General features: G+C 72.1%; 18 protein-coding genes and 3 tRNA genes. 13 read left to right on the forward strand and 8 right to left on the reverse strand.

Annotated features, from left to right (window positions below):
• Nucleotides 1–338: 338 nt before the first annotated feature.
• From ACTVAJ_RS08745 to cimA, 3 genes are all read left to right on the forward strand, one after another.
• The gene (locus tag ACTVAJ_RS08745; RefSeq protein WP_470387571.1) at nt 339–1,403 is read left to right on the forward strand and encodes a 3-isopropylmalate dehydrogenase; all 1,065 of its coding nucleotides are present in this window, start codon (nt 339–341) and stop codon (nt 1,401–1,403) included.
• Between the two features lie 203 nt (nt 1,404–1,606).
• Nucleotides 1,607–2,722 carry a branched-chain amino acid aminotransferase gene (locus tag ACTVAJ_RS08750; protein ID WP_470387572.1) on the forward strand — a complete coding sequence of 372 codons (1,116 nt, stop codon included), beginning with the start codon at nt 1,607–1,609 and terminating at the stop codon, nt 2,720–2,722.
• 375 nt (nt 2,723–3,097) lie between these two features.
• Nucleotides 3,098–4,708 (forward strand): citramalate synthase, encoded by a 1,611-nt coding sequence (cimA, locus tag ACTVAJ_RS08755; RefSeq protein WP_470387573.1) that lies wholly within the window; start codon nt 3,098–3,100, stop codon nt 4,706–4,708.
• A gap of 103 nt (nt 4,709–4,811) precedes the next feature.
• Here cimA and ACTVAJ_RS08760 read toward each other — a convergent pair whose 3' ends face one another.
• Nucleotides 4,812–5,627 (reverse strand): DUF3152 domain-containing protein, encoded by an 816-nt coding sequence (locus ACTVAJ_RS08760; RefSeq protein ID WP_470387873.1) that lies wholly within the window; start codon nt 5,625–5,627, stop codon nt 4,812–4,814.
• Between the two features lie 258 nt (nt 5,628–5,885).
• Between ACTVAJ_RS08760 and ACTVAJ_RS08765 the strand changes: the two genes are divergently transcribed.
• The 6 genes from ACTVAJ_RS08765 (at nt 5,886) to ACTVAJ_RS08790 (ending at nt 9,842) form a co-directional block, all read left to right on the forward strand.
• Nucleotides 5,886–6,686 carry a fumarylacetoacetate hydrolase family protein gene (locus tag ACTVAJ_RS08765; RefSeq protein WP_470387574.1) on the forward strand — a complete coding sequence of 267 codons (801 nt, stop codon included), beginning with the start codon at nt 5,886–5,888 and terminating at the stop codon, nt 6,684–6,686.
• A 158-nt stretch (nt 6,687–6,844) separates the two neighbouring features.
• Nucleotides 6,845–7,774 carry a GDSL-type esterase/lipase family protein gene (locus ACTVAJ_RS08770; RefSeq protein WP_470387575.1) on the forward strand — a complete coding sequence of 310 codons (930 nt, stop codon included), beginning with the start codon at nt 6,845–6,847 and terminating at the stop codon, nt 7,772–7,774.
• Nucleotides 7,775–7,879: 105 nt separating this feature from the next.
• A complete protein-coding gene (gene gltX, locus ACTVAJ_RS08775) occupies nt 7,880–9,328 on the forward strand; it encodes a glutamate--tRNA ligase (RefSeq protein ID WP_470387576.1) in 1,449 nt (482 codons plus the stop codon).
• Between the two features lie 133 nt (nt 9,329–9,461).
• Nucleotides 9,462–9,533: transfer RNA gene (locus ACTVAJ_RS08780), tRNA-Gln, on the forward strand.
• Nucleotides 9,534–9,584: 51 nt separating this feature from the next.
• Nucleotides 9,585–9,660: transfer RNA gene (locus ACTVAJ_RS08785), tRNA-Glu, on the forward strand.
• 109 nt (nt 9,661–9,769) lie between these two features.
• A tRNA-Glu gene (locus tag ACTVAJ_RS08790) sits at nt 9,770–9,842 on the forward strand.
• Nucleotides 9,843–9,926: 84 nt separating this feature from the next.
• Here ACTVAJ_RS08790 and ACTVAJ_RS08795 read toward each other — a convergent pair.
• The 6 genes from ACTVAJ_RS08795 to ACTVAJ_RS08820 all read right to left on the reverse strand — a co-directional run bounded on the left by ACTVAJ_RS08795 (nt 9,927) and on the right by ACTVAJ_RS08820 (nt 16,593).
• A complete protein-coding gene (locus ACTVAJ_RS08795; protein ID WP_470387577.1) occupies nt 9,927–10,541 on the reverse strand; it encodes a TetR/AcrR family transcriptional regulator in 615 nt (204 codons plus the stop codon).
• A 183-nt stretch (nt 10,542–10,724) separates the two neighbouring features.
• On the reverse strand, nt 10,725–11,840 hold the full coding sequence (locus ACTVAJ_RS08800) for a PDR/VanB family oxidoreductase (protein ID WP_470387578.1): 1,116 nt from the start codon (nt 11,838–11,840) through the stop codon (nt 10,725–10,727).
• On the reverse strand, nt 11,837–12,793 hold the full coding sequence (locus ACTVAJ_RS08805) for a metal-dependent hydrolase (RefSeq protein WP_470387579.1): 957 nt from the start codon (nt 12,791–12,793) through the stop codon (nt 11,837–11,839). The genes ACTVAJ_RS08800 and ACTVAJ_RS08805 overlap by 4 nt, the downstream gene beginning before the upstream one ends.
• A gap of 42 nt (nt 12,794–12,835) precedes the next feature.
• Nucleotides 12,836–14,575 carry an SDR family oxidoreductase gene (locus ACTVAJ_RS08810; protein ID WP_470387580.1) on the reverse strand — a complete coding sequence of 580 codons (1,740 nt, stop codon included), beginning with the start codon at nt 14,573–14,575 and terminating at the stop codon, nt 12,836–12,838.
• Nucleotides 14,572–15,531 carry a M24 family metallopeptidase gene (locus tag ACTVAJ_RS08815; protein ID WP_470387581.1) on the reverse strand — a complete coding sequence of 320 codons (960 nt, stop codon included), beginning with the start codon at nt 15,529–15,531 and terminating at the stop codon, nt 14,572–14,574. Before ACTVAJ_RS08815 ends, ACTVAJ_RS08810 begins: the two co-directional genes overlap by 4 nt.
• 378 nt (nt 15,532–15,909) lie before the next feature.
• Nucleotides 15,910–16,593: an IclR family transcriptional regulator gene (locus ACTVAJ_RS08820; RefSeq protein ID WP_470387874.1), complete on the reverse strand. Its 684-nt coding sequence runs from the start codon at nt 16,591–16,593 to the stop codon at nt 15,910–15,912.
• Nucleotides 16,594–16,748: 155 nt separating this feature from the next.
• Here ACTVAJ_RS08820 and leuC point away from each other — a divergent pair, with 155 nt between their 5' ends.
• The 3 genes from leuC to ACTVAJ_RS08835 all read left to right on the forward strand — a co-directional run bounded on the left by leuC (nt 16,749) and on the right by ACTVAJ_RS08835 (nt 19,404).
• A complete protein-coding gene (leuC, locus tag ACTVAJ_RS08825; RefSeq protein ID WP_470387582.1) occupies nt 16,749–18,155 on the forward strand; it encodes a 3-isopropylmalate dehydratase large subunit in 1,407 nt (468 codons plus the stop codon).
• A 28-nt stretch (nt 18,156–18,183) separates the two neighbouring features.
• Entirely contained in the window at nt 18,184–18,774 is a 591-nt protein-coding gene (gene leuD / locus ACTVAJ_RS08830) for a 3-isopropylmalate dehydratase small subunit (RefSeq protein ID WP_470387583.1), read from the forward strand.
• Between the two features lie 351 nt (nt 18,775–19,125).
• The gene (locus ACTVAJ_RS08835) at nt 19,126–19,404 is read left to right on the forward strand and encodes an HU family DNA-binding protein (RefSeq protein ID WP_470387584.1); all 279 of its coding nucleotides are present in this window, start codon (nt 19,126–19,128) and stop codon (nt 19,402–19,404) included.
• Here the strand turns inward: ACTVAJ_RS08835 and cofC are convergent.
• Nucleotides 19,388–20,206, reverse strand: coding sequence for a 2-phospho-L-lactate guanylyltransferase (cofC, locus tag ACTVAJ_RS08840; protein WP_470387585.1), 819 nt, complete (start codon nt 20,204–20,206; stop codon nt 19,388–19,390). The genes ACTVAJ_RS08835 and cofC overlap by 17 nt on opposite strands.
• A 210-nt stretch (nt 20,207–20,416) precedes the next feature.
• Here cofC and ACTVAJ_RS08845 point away from each other — a divergent pair, with 210 nt between their 5' ends.
• Nucleotides 20,417–21,232 carry a lysophospholipid acyltransferase family protein gene (locus tag ACTVAJ_RS08845; RefSeq protein ID WP_470387586.1) on the forward strand — a complete coding sequence of 272 codons (816 nt, stop codon included), beginning with the start codon at nt 20,417–20,419 and terminating at the stop codon, nt 21,230–21,232.
• The last annotated feature ends 3 nt before the right edge of the window (nt 21,233–21,235 follow it).

The raw sequence follows: 21,235 nt of genomic DNA on the forward strand, positions 1-21,235 counted from the left end.
TGGCCATCGCCGCCCACGTCCGAGGCGCTCCGCGCCCGGAACTCCCGGCCGTCGCGCCCCGTTCCGGGTGGCTCCAGCGCACGCATCCGCAGCCGACTCCGCCGTTCCCGGCGGCCGTCACGCGTCGCATCCGGAGGATCACATGTACGACATGGTCGAGTACCCGTCCACGCCCGACTCCGAGGACGAGGTCCACCGCGCCCTCCAGGGCGCCCTGGACCGCAGGGACGGCGGGGGCCCGCTGGACATGCCCTAGGCTTGTCTCATCCACTGTTCATTCTGATCTCGCCATGTGAGACACGCGTGGTTGGGTCGCGTTCGAGTTAGAGGCAGTCCGTATGGCAGCGCGCACGGTGAAACTGGCCGTCATCCCGGGTGACGGGATCGGACCCGAGGTGGTCGGTGAGGGGCTCAAGGTCCTGGAGGCCGTCGCCCCCCAGCACGGCCTCGCCCTCGAGGCCACCGAGTACGAGCTGGGCGCCAAGCTCTGGCACCGGACCGGCGAGACCCTGCCCGACTCCGTCGAGGCCGAGCTCCGCGAGCACGAGGCGATCCTCCTGGGCGCCGTCGGTGACCCCAGCGTCCCCAGCGGTGTCCTGGAGCGCGGTCTGCTGCTGCGTCTGCGCTTCGACTTCGACCACTACGTCAACCTGCGCCCCGTGCGCCTCTTCCCCGGTGTCGACAGCCCCCTGGCGGGCGTGTCCCCCGAGGACATCGACATGCTGGTCGTGCGCGAGGGCACCGAGGGCCCCTACGCGGGCGCCGGCGGTGTGCTGCGCAAGGGCACCCCGCACGAGATCGCCACCCAGGACAGCGTCAACACCCGCTTCGGGGTCGAGCGCGTGGTCCGCTACGCCTTCGACAGGGCCGCCGCCCGTCCGCGCAGGAAGCTCACCCTGGTCCACAAGGACAACGTCCTGACCTTCGCCGGTGACCTCTGGCAGCGGGTCGTGCGCGCGGTCGGTGCCGAGTATCCGCAGGTCACCGTCGACTACTGCCACGTCGACGCCGCCGCCATGTTCTTCGTCAACCAGCCCGCGCGCTTCGACGTGGTGGTCACCGACAACCTGTTCGGCGACATCATCACCGACATCGGCGCCGCCGTCACCGGCGGCATCGGGCTCGCCGCCAGCGGCAACGTCAACCCGGACAACACCTTCCCCAGCATGTTCGAGCCGGTGCACGGCTCCGCGCCCGACATCGCGGGCCAGGGCAAGGCCGACCCCACCGCCACGGTGCTGTCGGTCGCCACCATGCTGGACCACCTCGGCGTGCCCGAGGCCGCCCGCAGGGTCGAGGACGCGGTCGCCGCGGACCTCAAGACCCGCGCCCAGGGCGGCGCGGCGCGCTCCACCTCCCAGATCGGTGACGACCTCGCCGCGCGAGTAGGCGAGCAGGGCTGACGCCACACCGTCGGCCCTGCCCTCCCCACGGGCGCGGCTGACGGCCACACCACCGACACACGCCGACGGGCGCGCCCGGTACCACCGAGCGCGCCCGTCGCACGTCCACCCTCCGGTCTGGCACCGGGTGCGCTCTTCCGCCAGACTAGATCCCAGGTCGGCGATGCTGCCGACCTGTTGCACCCGAGAGGACCAACCACGACATGAACAACAACACCACCACAAGCGGGTTGACGTTCGACATCCAGCTCTCCGACCAGCGGAAGACCCCGCGGGAACGAGAGGAACTGCTGGAGAGTCCCGGGTTCGGCCAGGTGTTCACCGACCACATGGTGACCATCCGTTACACCGAGGGCAAGGGGTGGCACGACGCCAAACTCGAGCCGTACGGTCCGCTGAGCCTGGACCCGGCGACAGCCGCACTGCACTACGCGCAGGAGATCTTCGAGGGCCTCAAGGCCTACCGCCACCCGGACGGTTCCCTCGCCTCCTTCCGCCCGGAGGCCAACGCGGCGCGGTTCAACAGGAGCGCCGCCCGCATGGCGATGCCGGAACTCCCCGAGGACCTCTTCCTCCGGTCGATCGAGCTCCTCCTCGAGCACGACGGCGACTGGGTCCCGAGCAAGCCCGACTTCAGCCTGTACCTGCGGCCGTTCATGATCGCCACGGACGTCGGCCTGGGGGTGAACCACCCCTCCCGCAGCTACGTCTACCTCCTGATCGCGTCGCCGGTCGGCTCCTACTTCTCCGGCGGCGTCAAGCCGGTGACCGTCTGGCTGTCCAAGGACTACACGCGGGCCGCCCCGGGCGGGACCGGTGCCGCCAAGTTCGCGGGCAACTACGCGGCCAGCTTCCTCGCCCAGGCCCAGGCGGTCGAGAAGGGGTGCGACCAGGTGGTCTGGCTCGACGCCCGGGAGCACCGGTGGGTCGAGGAGATGGGGGGCATGAACCTGTGGTTCGTGTTCGGTACCGGCGAGAACGCCCGCCTGCGCACGCCGCCGCTCACCGGCACCCTCCTGCCGGGCATCACCCGTGAGTCGCTGCTGCGGATGGCGCCCGACCTCGGCTACGAGGCCGAGGAGAAGCCGCTGTCCACCGATGAGTGGCGCGAGGCCGCCGAGTCCGGTGAGATCTCCGAGGTCTTCGCCTGCGGCACCGCCGCCGTGATCACCCCCGTGGGCTTCGTCAAGAGCGACGACGGCGAGTTCCGGATCGGCGACGGGACCCCGGGCCCCGTCACGATGCGCCTGCGCGAGGAGCTCGTGGGGCTCCAGACCGGGCAGCGCGCCGACAAGTACGGGTGGATCACCCGCTTCTAGCGTTCGGGGGCGCGTGCCCCGAGACGGAGCCGAGGCCCCGGCCGTGCGACGGTCGGGGCCTTCGCCGTCGCCCCGGGAACGGAGGTCGCCGTCGTCCGTCGCCGCACCGGGGCGGAACGTCCGGAAAGAGAAATCCCTGTCTCGAAAGGTGAGACAATCGGCCCGTGAACACCGAAGACTCCGGACTCGTGTGGCACACTGGCCTCATGCCGTCTCAGGTTCTCATTATCGTGAGGCGCGCTGGCTGACCGACTGCCCATCCACGCCGGGACAGTCCACACGGACCCTGCCAGCGCGCTGACCTCTCGTGTCCACGAGGGGTCTTTTTTGTTGGCCGGGCCGGTGCCCCGGCGTCCACCTTCGGGAGTACCACCCATGAGGGATGACGGTTTCCACGTCTTCGACACCACGCTGCGCGACGGTGCCCAGCGCGAGGGGATCAATCTGCGGGTCTCCGACAAGCTGGCCATCGCGCAGCTGCTCGACGACTTCGGGGTGGCGTTCATCGAGGGCGGGTGGCCGGGGGCCAACCCCAAGGACACCGAGTTCTTCCAGCGGGCTTCACGAGAGCTCACGCTGAAGCACGCGCAACTCACCGCGTTCGGCGCGACCCGCCGGGCCGGTGTGAGGGCCGCCGACGACCCACAGGTGGCCGCCCTGCGCGACAGCGGCGCACCGGTCGTCACCCTTGTCGCCAAGAGTGACGGCCGGCACGTCGAACGGGCCCTGCGCACCACCCTGTCCGAGAACCTCGCGATGATCGCCGACACCGTTTCCCACCTGCGCGAACACGGTCAGCGGGTGTTCGTGGACTGCGAGCACTTCTTCGACGGCTACCGCCACGACCCGGAGTACGCGCTCCGCGTCGTCGCGACGGCGGTCGAGGCCGGGGCGGACGTGGTCGTGCTGTGCGACACCAACGGCGGCATGCTGCCGGAGGACGTCACCCTCACGGTCGCCGAGGTGCGCGAGGCCACCGGGGCGCGCCTGGGCATCCACGCCCAGGACGACACCGGCTGCGCCGTCGCCAACACCCTCGCCGCGGTCGAGGCCGGTGCCACGCACGTCCAGTGCACGGCCAACGGCTACGGCGAGCGGGTCGGCAACGCCAACCTGTTCTCCGTGGTCGGCGCACTCACCCTCAAGCAGCAGCGCGACGTCCTGCCCGAGGGCTGCCTGGCCGAGATGACCCGGGTGGCGACCGCCATCGCGGAGATCGTCAACCTCACCCCGGACACCCACCAGCCCTACGTCGGGGTGTCGGCGTTCGCGCACAAGGCGGGACTGCACGCCTCCGCGATCAAGGTCGACCCCGACCTGTACCAGCACACCGACCCCGCGCTCGTCGGCAACCGCATGCGCATGCTCGTGTCCGACATGGCCGGTCGCGCCTCGATCGAGCTCAAGGCCCAGGAACTGGGGCTGGACCTGGGCGGTGACCGGGAGCTCTCGGGGCGCGTCGTGGACCGGGTCAAGGGCCTGGAGCTGTCCGGGTACAGCTTCGAGGCGGCCGACGCCTCACTGGAGCTGCTCCTCCGGGAGGAACTCGGCGATCCGGTGCGTTACTTCGACACCGAGTCCTGGCGGGTCATCACCGAGCGGCGTCCCACCACCGGCGCGAGTCCCCTGGACGACCGGTACGAGAGCCTCACCGAGGCCACGGTGAAGCTCGCGGTCAAGGGCGAGCGCGTCATCGCCACGGCCGAGGGCAACGGCCCCGTCAACGCGCTGGACCGCGCGCTGCGCAGCGCGCTGGAGGGCGTGTACACGGCTCTGGCCGGGTTGGAGCTGACCGACTACAAGGTCCGCATCCTGGAGGGCAGCTCCGGCACCAACGCCATCACGCGGATCCTCATCACCTTCGGCGACGGCACGGGGGAGTGGACCACGGTCGGTGTGGGACCGAACGTCGTCGACGCGTCGTGGGTGGCGCTCGAACAGGCCGTCACCTACGGCCTGCTCCGGCAGGGATACCCGCAGAGCTGAGACCCGGAGCGACCGCGAAGGCGTGGCCGGGCGTGCGCGACCCCTGGCTCCCCGCGCGCCCGAACACGGGCCGGGGCGGCGCGCGGACCCGAGGACCACGCGCTCACCCGTTGTCCGGGTACACCCATCCGTTGCGCTCGCAGCCCTGGAGGTCCAGGGTCTGCTGCTGCATCACCGGCGCGGGCTCACCCTCGCCCGGGCAGAACACGTGGCCGTGGCCGAGGGTGTGGCCCACCTCGTGGTTGATCAGGTAGATCCGGTAGGTCTCCAGGTCGCCGTCGAAGTGCTCCACGCCCGACACCCAGCGGTTCTGGTTGATGATGGCGCGGTTGCCGTTGGCGCACGAGACGAACCCGTTGGTGCGCAGCGGGGCGCACAACCGGTCGACGCTGTCCGGGGCGGCCAGGGTCACGCGGACGTCGGCGTCGTCCCCGTCCACCCGCTGGACCGACCGCTCGCCGTCGTCGCCCCAGCTCCGGGGGTCGCCGAGGATCTCCTCCACGGCCGCCGCGAAGTCCCCGTCGTCGCCGGGCAGCCCCTCCTCCACCTCGACGGCGAAGGTCAGCAGCGGGCCCTCGCCCATGACCTCGCTCTCACCCTCCACGGTACGCATCTCGCCGTCGGCGGTGTCGACCTCCTCCTCCACGGACCGGAGCAGGACCGGAAGGTCGTCCTCGTCCTCCTCCGGCGCGCTCCCGTCCGGTGCGGGGTCCTGGGCCGGGGCGAGGGTGGTGGAGTTGACGGAGCCCTCGGGCGCCGAGCGGCGTTCGGAGCCGGTCCCGTCGGCCGTCACCTCCTCCAGGAGCGTGGACGCACCGGTCTCGGCGGGGTCGCCGATGTCGGTCGAGGGTTCGGGCACGGCGACCATGAGCACGACGGAGGCGCCGGAGACCAGGCACAGGCCGAGCGCCAGACCCATCGGGTACCGGCGGCGCCGACGGTGCCGGGCGCGGGATCGCCTGCGCGGAGCGGACGTGGGCACGGGCAGCAACCTCTCGACAACGGACGTCCGTTCCAGCATGCCAGAGTCGGACCCAAAACCGTGCCAACGTGTGACCCGGAAAACCCTGTGTGTGGCGGGATGTCGGTTCACCGGCCTGGTCGCGTGTGCTCGCGGCGCCGCGCGCGGTTACCCTTCAACGGAAGTTGATTCGACGGGGGTGCTGGGAGGCATCAGGTGCGTATCGCGCGTTTCGCGTCCGGTGACGAGGTCGGGTTCGGTCTGGTGGAGACGGACACCGACAGCGGCGAGGACTTCGTCGCCCGGCTCAACGGGCACCCCCTGCTCGGTGACATCACGCCGACCGGCGAGCGCGCCAAGCTCTCCGACGTCCGCCTCCTGTCGCCCGTCCTGCCCACCAAGGTGGTGTGCGTCGGCAAGAACTACGCCGACCACGTCGAGGAGATGCGCGAGGTGACCGGCGGGTCCACCGACGAGCCCGTGGTCTTCCTCAAGCCCTCCACGGCCGTGACCGGTCCGGGGGACCCGATCTTCCATCCGGCGGTGTCCGAGGAGGTCCACTTCGAGGGAGAACTCGCCCTCGTCATCTCCCGGCCGTGCCGCGAGGTGCCCCGTGAACGCGCCAAGGACGTCATCTTCGGGTACACCGTGGCCAACGACGTCACCGCCCGGGACCTCCAAAAGCGCGACAAGCAGTGGACGCGGGCGAAGGGGTTCGACTCCTTCTGCCCCCTCGGCCCCTGGATCACCACGGGGCTGTCCGTGGAGGAGGCCCAGAACCTGGCCCTGACCACCACGGTCGACGGCGAGGTCCGCCAGGACGGGCACACGTCGCGGTTCATCCACGACATCCCAGCCGTCATCGAGTACGTCACCTCCTTCATGACCCTGCTGCCCGGCGACGTCGTCCTCACGGGCACACCGGCGGGCGTGGGGCCGGTGCGGGTCGGCCAGGAGGTCGCCGTGACCGTCGAGCGGCTCGGGACCATCCGCAACCGCGTGGTCGCCCGCGACTGACCCCGCGCCCCGGATCCGACCCCGTGTGTCCGGGGGCCCACCCGGGGTGACCTCCGGGTGGGCCGCGGTTCCACACCGGGAGCCCCGGGGCCCCGGCGGAACCGGGGCCGGCGGTACGCTCTGCCTACTGCCGACCCCCGGGAAACGGGAGGACCCCCGTGGCCGTGCGCCGACGCCCAGTCCCGCTCCTCATCGCCGGAGCGCTGGCCCTCGTGCTCGTCGCGCTGGGCGGGGGGCTCTGGGCCCTCGCCCGGTTCGGATCCGTCGACCGCGAACCCGAGCAGGAGGCACCCGTGCGCGACCCCAGCCGCGTCATGATCGCGGGCGACTCGATGACCCAGGGCGCCAACGGTGACTGGACCTGGCGCTACCACCTGTGGAACCACCTCGCCCCGCACGTCGACGACCTGGACTTCGTCGGCCCCTACACCGACCCCGCGACCCGGGACATGATGTTCCCGGTGCCGACCGACGAGGACGGGGGGACGGGTGCCCCGCAGGAGCGGACCGACCCGTCCGCGGCCGCGTGGCCCGGGGAGGACGGCGACCCCGCCACCGTCGAGTACCGCGACCCCGGCTTCGACCAGGACCACAACGCCCTGTGGGGGCGGACCCTGCTCGACGCGGCCGGCTCCATCCAGGAGGAGGTCCGCGTCCACCAGCCGGACGTGCTGTGCGTCATGATCGGCGTCAACGACCTGCTGTGGCCGGTGGAGACCGGGGACATGGAGCGGCGCCTGCGCGACTACGTGGAGGCCGCCCGGAGGGGCAACCCGAACCTGCGCGTGGTGGTCGCCGAGGTGCTCCCCATCGCCCTCGCCCAGACCGACGAGGGCTTCGCGCTGCGCGTGTACGCCTACAACGAGACCGTCCGCGAGGTGGCCGCGGACCTGTCCACGGCCGCCTCCCCCGTGGTCAGCGTGAACGTGGCCGGAACGGACGGCTGGGATCCCGCGGCGGACGCCTACGACGGCACCCACCCCAACGCCGGCGGCGAACTGAAGATCGCCGCGGCCTTCGCCGACGCCCTCTCGGCCCGGTTCGGCATGGGGCCCCTCTATCCCCGGCCGCTGTCCGCCACCACCTGACCCCGGGCCGGTCGCCCCCTTCGGCCCCGGCCCGCTCCCTCGGGCGCGCTACCCCCACCAGCGATGTTCCGGGAGCGCACGTCCACCCCCGATACGCTGGTGGCCGTGACTGAGACTCCTATTCGCACCCGATTCGCCCCGTCCCCCACGGGCATGTTCCACGTGGGCGGCGCCCGCTCCGCGCTCTTCAACTGGGCCCTGGCACAGCAGGTCCCCGAGGGGCGCATGGTCCTTCGCGTCGAGGACACCGACGCGGCCCGCAACCGCCCGGAGTGGACCGACGGCATCATCCGCGCGCTGGCCTGGCTGGGGATCAGCGACGCCGACCCGCACTTCGAGGGACCCTACTTCCAGTCGGCCTACGCCGAGCAGCACCGGGAGACCGCCCAGCGCCTGCACGCGGACGGTCGCGCCTACTACTGCGACTGCACCCGCGATCAGGTGCAGGAGCGCCGCGACAACCCCAACCTGGGCTACGACGGCTTCTGCCGCGACCGGGGGCTGCAGCCCGGCCCGGGACGCGCCCTGCGGTTCCGCGTCCCCGACGGCGGACCGACGGTGGTCGAGGACCGGATCCGCGGCCGGGTGGAGTTCGACCACGCGGCCATCGAGGACTTCGTGATCGCCCGCGCCGACGGTTCCCCGCTCTTCGTCCTGGCCAACGTGGTCGACGACGTGGAGATGGGCATCACCCACGTCATCCGCGGTGAGGAGCACCTGTCCAACACCCCCAAGCAGCAGCTGCTGTGGGAGGCGCTGGGCCTGACCCCGCCGGTGTGGGCGCACCTGCCCGTGATCGTCAACGAGCAGCGCAAGAAGCTGTCCAAGCGCCGCGACAAGGTCGCCCTGGAGTCCTACCAGGAGGAGGGCTACCTGGCCGAGGCGATGGTCAACTACCTCATGCTGCTGGGCTGGGCTCCGGGCGACGACCGCGAGATCATGCCCTGGTCGCAGATGCAGCCGCTGTTCAGGGTGGCGGACGTCAACAGCTCCAGCGCCTTCTTCGACGAGAAGAAGCTGCGCGCCTTCAACGGCGAGTACATCCGCGCACTGGAGCTGGACGACTTCATCCACCGCTGCCAGCCCTGGCTGTCCGGTGACGCCGCGCCCTGGGACCCCGCCGACTACGACCCCGCCGTGTTCCGGGCGGTCGCCCCGCTCGCGCAGAGCCGTGTGGCCGTGCTCAGCGAGATCGTGCCCAACGTGGACTTCCTCTTCCTCGGGGAGCCCGTCGAGGACGAGAAGAGCTGGAACAAGGCGATGAAGCCGGGCGTGGGCAGGGAGATGCTGGAGGCCGCCCAGGCACGTTTGGCCGACCCGGGCCAGGAGTGGACCGCCGACGCGTTGAAGACCGCCACGGAGGAGACCGGCGCCGCGCTCGGGCTCAAGCTCGGCAAGGCACAGGCGCCCGTGCGTGTCGCGGTGACCGGGCGCACGGTCGGCCTGCCGCTGTTCGAGTCCCTGGAGGTGCTCGGCCGTGACCGCGTCCTGGCCCGGATCGGCGCCGCGCTGGAGCGGCTCCGGGCCCAGGAGAAGGACACCGCGCAGGCGTGAGCGGTCGGGGTGGCCGGGCCCACAGGCCGGCCACCCCGATTTCTGTTCGCGAGCACTCTGAATGTCCGCTAGAGTTAACGACGTCGCCGAGGGGGACAGGGAAGCGAAAGCGACCAGGTCCCACTGAAAGCACTGGGCTATGGTGTAATCGGCAGCACGACTGATTCTGGTTCAGTTAGTCTAGGTTCGAGTCCTGGTAGCCCAGCTCCGGTCTCACGGTCCGCCGTGAGCCGCACGGGTCTTCGACCCAACGTGCGCCCCCGTCGTCTAGTGGCCTAGGACGCCGCCCTCTCAAGGCGGTAACGGCGGTTCGAATCCGCTCGGGGGTACCACAGGGAGAGGCTCCCACACCGTGGGGGCTTTCTTTCTGGTCGGCGCTTGTCGCTGATGTCCGGTTCGAGCGGGTATCGTGGTCTTCACGGTCGCACTCGGATCGTCCTGGCCCCCGTCGTCTAGTGGCCTAGGACGCCGCCCTCTCAAGGCGGTAACGGCGGTTCGAATCCGCTCGGGGGTACACGTCAATGAAGGCCCCGCTCCACGCGAGCGGGGCCTTCGTCGTGTGCCGGGACCGCCGCCGACCCCGCCCGGCCCGGTGCCCTCAGGCCCCCCGGGTGTCGACCAGGGCGGCCATCCTCGCCAACTCCTCCTCCGGCCCGCCCGACGCGGCCATCATCGCGACGAGCTGGTCGAGCAGCCAGTCGGCCAGGGCGTCGGCGGTCATCCCCCGCTCCCGGAGCCAGCGCATCACCGCGGTCTCCACCACCGAGTTCCAGCACCGCAGCGCCATCACCAGCCCGGTGGAGGGGGCCGGGACCCCCACCCGCTCCAGGACCAACAGCACCGTCGCCTCGCGCACACGGTCGATCTCGGCCTCGGTCTCCTCGGTGGCGACCATCGACCCGCCGTTGAGCAGCGCCGCGTACGCCGGCGCGTAGGAGTCGGCGAAGGCGATGAACGCGCGCAGGCCGAACCGCACCTGTTCCAGCGGCGGCATGCCGTGCGGGGGGACCAGCCGCGCGATCAGTTCGTCCATCGCCTTGGCCAGCGCCTCCCGGCGCAGCTCCGCCATGTTGGGGAAGTAGCGGTAGACCAGTGCCCTGGACACGTCCGCCTCCTCCGCGATCTCCTCCGGGGTGACCTCACCGGGCGGGCGCCGCGCGAACACGTGCAGCGCCGTCCGGATCAGGTCCTCCCGGCGTTCCTGTGGCGCCATGCGGCGGGGCCGCCGCCTGGTCCCCGGCGCGGCCGCCGGAGCCTCCGACCGTGGGGTCACCCGCGCCTGGTGACGGTCGGTCCTGTGGGACACCACGGTCGTCGTGACCTCCTGAGAACGTCGTACGCCTTTCCCCGAACCTACCCGCCCGGCCGTGGACCCGGACGCCCGCGGCCGGGGATCTCAGACGTCGAGGACCAACCTCTCGCCCTCCCGGGCCCGGGACACGCACAGCGCGAACTCCCCGCCCCGCGGTGAGCCGCCGGTGGGACGGTCCCGGTGGTCGGGAACTCCCTCCAGCAGGGGCACCCGGCAGGTGCCGCAGAACCCCTGACGGCAGGAGTAGGGCGTCTCGGGCCGCACCCCGCGGACCACGTCCAGCGCCGTCGCGTCGGCCGGGACGGACACCACCGGCCCGTCGCGGCCGAGCCGCAGCTCGAACGGCTCCCCGTCGACGATCGGCGCGGGCGCGAACCGTTCGCAGAAGAACGCCGTTGTGGACGGGACGCGGGCGCGCACGGCGCTGATCAGCGGTGCCGGGCCGCACACGTACACCGCGGTCTCCGGGGTCAGGCCCGCCAGGATCTGCGCGGCGTCGGGCACGCCGTACTCGTCGTCGGGGCGGACGAACACGTCCGCGCCGCCGGGGAGTTCACCGGTGAACGGCATGCTCTCCCGCGACCGGCCGGTGTACACCATCCGGAACGGGGTCCCCGAACGGTGCGCCTCGCGCACCATCGGCAGGATCGGGGTGACGCCGATCCCGCCCGCGACGAACAGGTACCGGTCGGCGCGGGCGAAGGGGAAGGCGTTGCGCGGCCCGCGCAGCCCCAGCGTGTCGCCCTCCTCCAGCGCGTGCACCAGGCCCGACCCGGTGCCGTCCGGGATCCGCCGTACGGCGATCCGGTAGCGGGAGCGGTCGCGGGGGTCGCCGTTGAGCGAGTACTGGCGCACGACGCCGCCGCCCAGGACCACGTCCACGTGGTGTCCGGGCTGCCACGCGGGCAGCGGTGTGCCCGGCCTCTCGTGGACCAGGGTGAGCACGGCCACGTCCGCTGCCGGGCGCTCCACCCGCGCGACCCTGACCGGCAGGTCCCCGGCGGGGGGCGGGGCGGGGTGCCCCGGCGGCAGTGCCGCGGTGATCGGCTCCACCGCGGCGGCCAGCCGTGCGATCCGCCGGATGAAGCGGTCCGGGCCCCCGCCGCGGAACAGGCTCGTCGGGGGCCGGGGCCGCGCGTAGTACTCCGCGCTGTGCTTGACCCTCGGGGTGCCGCGGCCCTCGCGGTCGGCGCCGGTCACCGGGACGCCTCCTGTCCGGCGGCCTCGGCCGCGCGGGCGGCGGGGGAGACGGCCAGGTAGGCGACGGCCTGGCTCGTGGAGCCGTGCTGGGAGGGGTGGTACTTCCGGCGCAGGTACTCGGGTACGGCGCGGACCAGGCGGCCCATGTGCGGGATCAGGCCGCGCCTGCCGTCGCGCAGGGCCCAGGAGGTACGCGGCACGCGGCCGTCGATCCGGCCCCGCAGGTAGGGGTCGTTGCGGACGAGGAACGTCACGCCGCGCACCCACAGGGCGGCGAGCACGGTCGCGGAGATCCCCATGGCCAGGGCGCGGCGGCGGTAGCCCCCGTCCACGTGCATGTACAGGTCGAAGGCGACCGCGCGGTGCTCGACCTCCTCCGCTCCGTGCCATCGCAGCAGGTCGAGCATGGTCTCGTCGGCGCCCGCCCGGTCGAGCTCCTTCGCGTCGAGCACCCACTGGCCGAGGACGGCGGTGTAGTGCTCGATCCCGGCGATGATCGCCAGGCGGGTGCGCAGCCAGGACTCGGCCCGCCGCCCGGTGAGGTCCCGGTCGCCGAGCACGATCCGGAAGAGCCAGGCGATCTGCTCCACGTACGGTGTCGGGTCCAGTCCGTGGGCGTCCATGTGGTCGAGCACGCCCGCGTGCGCCTCGGCGTGCACGGCCTCCTGGCCGATGAATCCGAGGACCTGCTCCCGCAGAAGGTCGTCGGTGACGTACGGGACGGCCTGCTTGAAGACCTCGACGAACCACCGCTCACCCTCGGGCAGCAACAGGTGCAGCACGTTGATGACGTGGGTGGCGAACGGTTCGCCGGGGATCCAGTGCAGGTCCAGGCGGCTCCAGTCGAACTGGACGTCGCGTGCGTGCAGGACCAGGCGGTCGGGTTCGTCCTGACGGAGTTCGGGGTCGGCGGCGGGCTCGACGGCTCCGGCGGCCACGGGTTCGGTGGTCATGGGTGCCTCCAGTGCGGTGCTGGGAGATGGGGGAGGACCGGGTCAGACCGGCGGGGAGAGGCGGGCGACGGCGCGCAGCGTGCCGGGGCTGAGGCGGGACAGCAGCAGACCCGCGTGGGCCTCGCCGGTGACGGGGACGATCTCCGGGTCGCGGTCGAGGGCGTCGGCGATGCGGCGGGCCGCCTTGTCGGGGGTGTATCCGCGCAGCCGGTAGAGCCGGTTGAGCCGCTCCTTGGCGGCGGAGCGCTCGCCCATCCCCGACAGCCGGGCATTGGAGATGATCCCGGTGTTGATCAGGCCGGGGCAGACCGCGGTGACGGTGACACCGCTGTCGGCGAGCTCACCGCGCAGGCTCCGGCTGAGCATCAGGACGGCGGCCTTGGTGGTGGCGTAGGCGCCGTAGACCCGCGAGGGCAGGTAGGAGGCGGCCGAGGCGGTGTTGACGATGCGGCCGCCGCCCCCGGCCTCGACCATCATCGGGGCGAAGGCGCGGCAACCGTGGATCACGCCCCACAGGTTGATGTCCACGACCCGTTCCCAGTCCTGGCGGGTGGTGTCCAGGAACGGCCCGGCCACGCCGATCCCCGCGTTGTTGACCACGAGGTCGGGGACGCCGTACTCGTCGCGGACCCACGCGGCGAGCCTGGCCATGGCGGCGGCGTCGGTGACGTCCGCGCGCCGGGCGCCGGCACCGGGGGTGAGCATGGCGGACAGCTCGGCGGTGCGCTCGGCGGCGGGCCCGTTGACGTCGACGGCGACGATCCGGGCCCCGCGCTCGGCGAGTTCGAAGCACAGGGAGCGGCCGATACCGCTGCCCGCTCCGGTGACCACGGCGACCTGGCCGCTGAAGGCCCCGCCGTGGCGGCGGGCCTGCTGGGCGGTGCGGACGCGGCGCGGCCGGGGGGATCCCGAGCCGATCTCGGTGACGAGGGAGCGCACGCGCGCGGCGACGGCCCCCGGGCGTGAGCGCAGGCTCCAGTGGCCGCCCTGGAAGCGGTGGAACCGCAGGTCCTCGACCCAGCGGGCGGCGTTGGACTGGATCTGGTCGACCATGAACGCGTCCCGGGTGGGCGCCAGGACCTGGACGGGGACGTCGGTGCGGCGCTCGCCGGGGCGGGTGAGGCGGGGGATCATGTTGGCCCGGTAGAGCGCGAGTCCGTTGAGGTAGTCGCGGGTGGCGCGCCGGGCGGGGGTGTGCGGTCCGCCGCCGATCCGTTCGAGCGCGGTCAGGGCGAGGCCGCCGACCCCGGTCAGCCAGGCGGCCTCGGGGATCCCGGGCAGGTGGAAGAAGCCGATGTAACCCGAGCGCACGGACTGGCGCAGCGCGTGGCGCAGGCCGTCGGGGCGGCGGCGCAACCAGTGGCCCGCGTGGTCGAGGTTGGGCCCGGAGACCGCCGTGTAGGAGGCGAAGCGGTGCGCGTGGGCGGGTTCGGTGACCGCGTGCCAGGACTGGATGGCGCCCCAGTCGTGTCCGACGAGGTGGACGGGCGTGTCCGGGCTGACCGCGTCGGCGACGGTGACCACGTCCTCGGCGAGCTGGTCCAGCCGGTAACCGGAGCGGTCGTCGGGGGCGGTGGAGCGCCCGGCGCCGCGCACGTCGTAGGCGACGACGTGGTGGTCGGCGGCCAGGTCCGCGGCCAGGGCGTCCCAGACCGAGGAGTTGTCGGGGTAGCCGTGGACGAGGAGGAGCGTGGGGCGCGCGGGGTCCCCGGCGGTGTGGACGGCCAGGCGCTGGCCGTCGGAGGCGGTCACGTGGCCGTGGGGGCGCAACGGTGAGTTCATCGGGTCACCTCGGTAGCGGTCGGGACGGTGGAGGCCGACGGTTCGGGTGATGCCGCGCCGGAGGCGTCGTCCGTGGGTGTCCCGCCCCGCCGTGCGGCGGTCCCCCGCGCGGTGGAGGCCGGGCGTCTTCGGTCCCAGCGGCGCACGTGGGGCAGGTCGTCGTCGAGCCAGTAGGCGTCGTCCTCGGTGACGACGAGGATCTCCTCGAACTTCACGCCGATGTCGCGGAAGCCGATGTGGGGTTCGACCGCCCACATGCCGGGGGTGGCGGGGTGGGCGGAGATGTCGCCGTCCGCCCACAGGGGCGAGCGGTGGTGCATCCGCTCGACGACGAGGTCGCCGACCAGGGTCTGCAGGGAGCGGACCCCGAAGCCCGCGACGATCGCCCGGGGCAGCCTCGAACGCACCCTCCCGACCTGGTGGGCGATGACGCGGCCGGGATAGACCTGGTGGCGGTTGTCGTAGCCCTGGTCGCGGATGAGGGCGTCGACGGCGCGGTAGACGTCCTGGAGGGTGTCGCCCGCGCGGACCCGCTCGACGATCAGGTCGCGGTGGGCGCGCAGGTCGTCCATGAGGCGGTCGTGCAGGGGGTTCTCGCCGAGGTAGCCGGAGTAGCCGATGTCGGCGACGTACCCGTCGCGGACGGGGGCGCAGTCGAGGATGAACGGCATCCCCTCCTCCAGTCTGCGCCGGGACGGGAAGAACTGGAGGGGGACCCTGAAACCCCGGAAGGCGGTGCGGTCCCCGAACCAGGCGAAGGGGGTGTGGAACCAGTCCTGGACCCCGTGCCCTTCGAGGTGTTCGCGGATACGGCGGGCCGCCTCGCGTTCGGTGACGCCGGGTTCGAGGGTCGCCGCCACGTCGCGCGCGGCCCGGTAGGCGAGTTGTTGGAGCTCGCGGAAGGCGTCGAGCTCGGCCTGAGGGGGTGTGTCCCCGGTCACTCTCGTGTGAGACATGCTGTCATGTTAGACATTGTGTCAATAAGTGTCCACGGTCGGGGTGTCCCCACGGGCACGGAAACGACCGCGCCCGCCGGGGCGGGCGGGCGCGGTCGTCGGCTGGTGTGTTGCGGGCGGGGGCGGGGGCGGGGGCGGTGGTGGCCGGTGTCGCGGGGACTACGGGGCGGTGGGCGTCGGTTGTGGGTGGTGGGTCGGGTTTCGTTTCTTGGGACGGTCACCCCAGGGGGTTGCCGTTCGGGCGTCGGCAGGGTTCTGCAAGACGAGCCGAGCCGCGAGCGAGGAACGAGCGGCAGGCGAAGGCGAGGATGAAGAATCCCTGCCTTCGGGGCGCCCGAACACGGTCCGAAGCGAAGCGGAGGACCAAAGAGGTACGCCCTAGCGGCCCTCGTAGGTGTGCAGCGACTCGCTGATCTTCTCGGCGGCCGACAGGACGGCCTGGGAGTGCATCCGGCCGGGTGAGCGGGTCAGGCGCTCTATCGGGCCGGAGACCGAGACGGCGGCGATCACGCGTCCGCCCGGCCCCGAGACGGGGGCGGACACCGAGGCGACGCCCTGCTCGCGCTCGGCCACGCTCTGGGCCCAGCGGCGGCGGCGCACCTGGGCCAGGCTGGCCGCCGTGAAGCGGGCGCCCACCAGGGAGCGGCGGATGCGGTCGGGGTCCTCCCAGGCGAGCAGCACCTGGGCGGCCGATCCGGCGTTCATCGGGAGTTCGCTGCCGACGGGCACGGTGTCGCGCAGGCCGCTGGTGCGCTCGGAGGCGGCCACGCAGACCCGCAGGTCGCCCTGACGGCGGTAGAGCTGGGCGCTCTCCCCGGTCAGGTCGCGCAGCTGGACGAGCACGGGCGCGGCCACGGCCAGGAGCCGGTCCTCGCCGGTGGCGATGGAGAGCTCGCCCAGTCGCGGGCCCAGCACGAACCGCCCCTGGCTGTCCCGGGACACCATGCGGTGCCGCTCCAGGGCGACGGCCAGGCGGTGCGCGGTGGGCCGGGCCAGGCCGGTGATCTGTACCAGTTGGGCGAGGGACGCCGGGCCCGACTCCAACGCGTCGAGGACCGACATCGTCTTGTCCAGCACACCGACGCCGCTGGATGAGCTAGAGTTGTCCATGACTTGATATTGCCGTCTCGAAATATGGAATGCAAGTCAGCCCGCACGTCCGCGCTGGGTCCACCACGACACGGGCCCGAGACGAAGAACGAGAGAGGCGATCGCCCATGGCACGCACGATGGCCGAGAAGGTCTGGGAGGAGCACGTCGTCCGACGTGCCGACGGCGAGCCGGACCTGCTCTACATCGACCTCCACCTGGTGCACGAGGTGACCAGTCCGCAGGCCTTCGAGGGGCTGCGCCTGGCCGGTCGTTCCGTGCGGCGCCCCGACCTCACGATCGCGACCGAGGACCACAACGTCCCCACCCAGAACCTGCTCGCCCCGATCGCCGACCCCGTCTCCCGCAAGCAGGTCGAGACCCTGCGGAAGAACTGCTCGGACTTCGGGGTGCGCCTGCACCCCATGGGCGACATCGAGCAGGGCGTGGTGCACGTCGTCGGCCCCCAGTTGGGCCTGACCCAGCCCGGCATGACCATCGTGTGCGGTGACAGCCACACCAGTACCCACGGGGCGTTCGGCGCGCTGGCCTTCGGCATCGGCACCAGCCAGGTCGAGCACGTACTGGCCACCCAGACGCTGCCCCTGGCCCCGTTCAGGACCATGGCCGTCACGGTCAACGGCACGCTCGGGCCGGGCGTGTCGGCCAAGGACATCATCCTCGCGGTCATCGCCAAGATCGGCACCGGAGGCGGCCAGGGCTACGTCATCGAGTACCGCGGCGAGGCCATCGAGTCGCTGTCGATGGAGGCCCGCATGACGGTGTGCAACATGTCCATCGAGGCGGGCGCCCGCGCCGGGATGATCGCCCCCGACCAGACCACGTTCGACTACATCCGCGGCCGGGCCCACGCCCCCCGGGGCGAGGACTTCGACGCGGCCGTCGAGCACTGGAAGAGCCTGCGCACCGACGAGGGCGCCGTCTTCGACGCCGAGGTGGTCCTGGACGCCGACGAGCTGAGCCCCTTCGTCACCTGGGGCACCAACCCCGGCCAGGGCGTTCCGCTGGACGCCTCCGTGCCCGACCCCACCTCCTTCGAGGACTCCAGCGCGCGGGCCGCCGCCGAGAAGGCCCTGGCCTACATGGACCTGGCCCCCGGCACGCCGATGCGCGAGGTGAGCGTGGACACGGTCTTCCTGGGTTCGTGCACCAACGGCCGGATCGAGGACCTGCGGACCGCCGCCGAGATCATCCGGGGCCGCAGGGTCGCCGACGGCGTCCGCATGCTGGTCGTCCCGGGCTCGATGCGGGTCAAGGAGCAGGCCAACGAGGAGGGTCTCGGCCGGATCTTCGAGGAGGCCGGTGCCGAGTGGCGCGAGGCCGGGTGCTCGATGTGCCTGGGCATGAACCCGGACCAGCTCAAGCCGGGTGAGCGCAGCGCCTCCACGTCCAACCGCAACTTCGAGGGCCGTCAGGGGCGCGGCGGCCGCACGCACCTGGTGTCCCCCCAGGTGGCCGCCGCCACGGCGGTGCGCGGAACGCTGTCCTCGCCCGCCGACCTGGTGTCCCTGTAGGGCCCCGACCAGCTAGGAGAGAGCTGCCATGGAGAAGATCGACGTCCACACCGGTCGGGCCGTCCCGCTGCGCGCCAGCAACGTCGACACCGACCAGATCATCCCCGCCGTCTACCTCAAGCGCGTGAGCCGCACCGGCTTCGAGGACGGCCTGTTCGCCGAGTGGCGTGGGAGCGACCCGGACTTCGTCCTGAACCGCCCCGAGCACTCCGGTGCGTCCGTGCTGGTGGCCGGCCCGGACTTCGGCACCGGTTCCTCGCGTGAGCACGCCGTGTGGGCCCTGAAGGACTACGGCTTCCGCGCGGTGCTGTCGTCGCGCTTCGCGGACATCTTCCGGGGCAACTCGCTCAAGGGCGGGCTGCTGACCATCCTGCTGCCCCAGGAGGTCATCGAGCGGCTGTGGGACGCGGTCGAGGCCGACCCGACCACCGAGGTGACCGTCGACCTGGTCGACCGCGAGGTCCGCGCCCCGGGCGTCCGGGAGTCCTTCGAGCTGGACGACTACACCCGGTGGCGGCTGATGGAGGGGCTGGACGACATCGCCCTGACGCTGCGTCACACGGAGGGGATCGGGGAGTTCGAGAACACGCGGCGACCCTGGCTGCCCGTGACGCTGTAGGCGCCGGATCGTGCTCAGCGACGGGGTCGGAGGGGGTGTGTGACGCAGCACACCCGCCGGCCCCGAAATATTTTACCTTTACTTGGTGTGACCGGCCGCTTGCGGGGTTTGCGTCCTCAATCGCGTCATGTGACGTGCCCGGAATCCGGTTATACGTAGGCATTTGAGGCTCACACAAGGGCGCAAAAGGGACTCGTGGGACGGCGTACTGCGACTCGGTTCCACTGCCTTCCGTAGCTGGCGCGCAGGTGGGGGAGGGGCCGACACGCCTTCCCCACAGGCGTTTGTATTTGTGTAACGGGCCGAACTTCCCCTAATTTCGTGCGAGCAAGGGGGAACCGGAGGAACCTTATGAACAAGCGTGACCTGATCGACGCGATCTCCGATCGGCTCGGAGACAAGAAGACCGCGACCGAAGCGGTCAACGCTGTGCTCGACACGATTCAGGAGACCGTCGCGAAGGGCGACAAGGTCGCCATCACGGGCTTCGGCGTGTTCGAGAAGTCCGAGCGTGCGGCCCGCACCGCGCGCAACCCCGCCACCGGGGCCACCATCAACGTCCCCGCGACCAAGGTCCCGAAGTTCCGCGCTGGCGCTGACTTCAAGGAACGGGTCAACAAGGGGGCCTAGATCCGCCGCCGCACGGCGAAGGTTCAGCCGCTCCGCCCGGGTTCCCGACAAGGGGCCCGGGCGGAGCGCTGTTCGGGGCGGTGCCGGCCGCCGGGGCGATCCCCTCCTGTCGGGGGGAGGCGGCCGCGGCGGCGTGGTCGCGCATCCGCCCCAGCAGGTCCCGGGTACGCGCCCCCACCCCCAGACGGACCGCCGCGCGCAGGTCCTCCGGGGTGTCCACGTCCCGCCGGACCGAGTCGACGTCCGCGACCACCAGCTCCCGGGCGCCCGACGCCAGGTGCCGGGCGCGGGAGGCCCCCTCGAAGGCGGGCAGGAACGGGGCACCGGGGGCCGAGGCGAGCACGGTCGTGCCCACCCCGGGCGCGTCCGGCAGGAAGGACCGGCGCTGACCGGCCGCCGCCCCCAGGACCCGGCCGAGTTCGTCGGGACGCAGCGCGGGCAGGTCCGCGGACAGGGCGCACACCCCGGACCCCGGCAGGCGCCGCCGTGCGACGGCGGCCCCGTGCCGCAGCGCGGGGTTGAGACCGGTTCCCGGCTCACCGCCGACCACGACCGCGCCCAGGGCGGCGAGCTCGTCACGGGCCCGCTCGTCGTCGGTGACCGCGAAGACCGAGCCGACCTCGGGGCAGGCGAGCGCGGCGGCCACGGTGTCGCAGGCCACGGCCAGCGCGAGGTCGCCCCGGAGCGGTCCGGCGGCACGGGCCAGTCGCGACTTGGCTCGGTCGAGGTGCTTGACTGGGACGATCAGGGACCAGCGCACCCCGGCGCGCGCGGCCCCGTCTCGCTCTCCGAAGCCGGTCACGGTCCCCCCGGGGTCGGTACGGCAAGGGCAGTGACACGAGGGTAGGCGCTCGGGGACGGGCGCGGCGCGGGGCCCGGGCGGATCCCGTGCCGGTGACCTGCCCGGTGACGTGCGTCTCCGGGCTGGAGGAGCGGGTACCGGATCGCCCTAGACTGAACCGGTTGTGCTTCGGGGTCCGGACGGACCGGGAGCGATGGAGTGAGGAGTCCCGTGGCCAAGCAACGAGAATCACGGTGGGTGAAGGTGGTCGTGGCGTGCATCGTGCGCCCCCTCCTCAGGCTGGTGACCAAGCCCGTCTGGTCGGGGACGGAGCACGTTCCCGCCAAGGGCGGGGTGATCATCGCAGCCAACCACCTGTCCACGGTCGACCCGTTGACGGTCGCGCACTTCATGTACGTGGGGGTGCGTCGCTGGCCGACCTTCACCATGAAGGACGCGGTCATGCGGATTCCGGTGGTGCGGTCGGTGGCCAGGAGCACGGGCCAGATCCCCATCAAGCGCGGCAGCACGGACGCCGTCAAGGCCCTGCACGAGGCCGAGCTGGCGCTCACGCGGGACGGCGCCTCGGTGATCTTCTACCCGGAGGGCACCTGCACGCGTGACCCCGGGCTGTGGCCGATGACCGCCAAGACCGGGGTGGCCCGTCTGGCGCTGACCACGGGGGTGCCCGTGGTACCGGTGGCGCACTGGGGCGAGCAGAACCTCCTCCCGTACCAGGGGGAGAAGAAGCTCAGCCTGTTCCCGCCCAAGCGCGTGGAGTTCCGTGCCGGACCGCCGGTGGACCTGGACCGTTTCCGGGGCAAGCCGCTGACCGCCACGATCCTGAACGAGGCCACCGAGGCGATCATGCGCGACATCACCGGGCTCCAGGCCAAGATCCGGGGCGAGGAGCCGCCGGCGGTGCCCTACGACATGAAGCAGGCGCGGGTTCAGGCCCGGGCCGAGAACGACGGCGGGGCGGTCGCCGGGGGACCGGCGGACGGGGCCGCCGCGGCCGAGGACGACAACGGGAAGAACGAGGCGTGACGG

This window comes from Nocardiopsis sp. KDC1DS13DA1, assembly GCF_055632325.1.

Bases quoted from the DNA above. Each gene is read 5' to 3' on its own strand.
- ACTVAJ_RS08745 (WP_470387571.1), top strand. From the start codon at position 339: ATGGCAGCGCGCACGGTGAAACTGGCCGTCATCCCGGGTGACGGGATC.
- ACTVAJ_RS08750 (WP_470387572.1), top strand. From the start codon at position 1,607: ATGAACAACAACACCACCACAAGCGGGTTGACGTTCGACATCCAGCTC.
- cimA (WP_470387573.1), top strand. From the start codon at position 3,098: ATGAGGGATGACGGTTTCCACGTCTTCGACACCACGCTGCGCGACGGT.
- ACTVAJ_RS08760 (WP_470387873.1), bottom strand. From the start codon at position 5,627: ATGGGTCTGGCGCTCGGCCTGTGCCTGGTCTCCGGCGCCTCCGTCGTG.
- ACTVAJ_RS08795 (WP_470387577.1), bottom strand. From the start codon at position 10,541: ATGGCGCCACAGGAACGCCGGGAGGACCTGATCCGGACGGCGCTGCAC.
- ACTVAJ_RS08805 (WP_470387579.1), bottom strand. From the start codon at position 12,793: ATGACCACCGAACCCGTGGCCGCCGGAGCCGTCGAGCCCGCCGCCGAC.
- ACTVAJ_RS08810 (WP_470387580.1), bottom strand. From the start codon at position 14,575: ATGAACTCACCGTTGCGCCCCCACGGCCACGTGACCGCCTCCGACGGC.
- ACTVAJ_RS08815 (WP_470387581.1), bottom strand. From the start codon at position 15,531: ATGTCTCACACGAGAGTGACCGGGGACACACCCCCTCAGGCCGAGCTC.
- ACTVAJ_RS08820 (WP_470387874.1), bottom strand. From the start codon at position 16,593: ATGTCGGTCCTCGACGCGTTGGAGTCGGGCCCGGCGTCCCTCGCCCAA.
- leuC (WP_470387582.1), top strand. From the start codon at position 16,749: ATGGCACGCACGATGGCCGAGAAGGTCTGGGAGGAGCACGTCGTCCGA.
- leuD (WP_470387583.1), top strand. From the start codon at position 18,184: ATGGAGAAGATCGACGTCCACACCGGTCGGGCCGTCCCGCTGCGCGCC.
- ACTVAJ_RS08835 (WP_470387584.1), top strand. From the start codon at position 19,126: ATGAACAAGCGTGACCTGATCGACGCGATCTCCGATCGGCTCGGAGAC.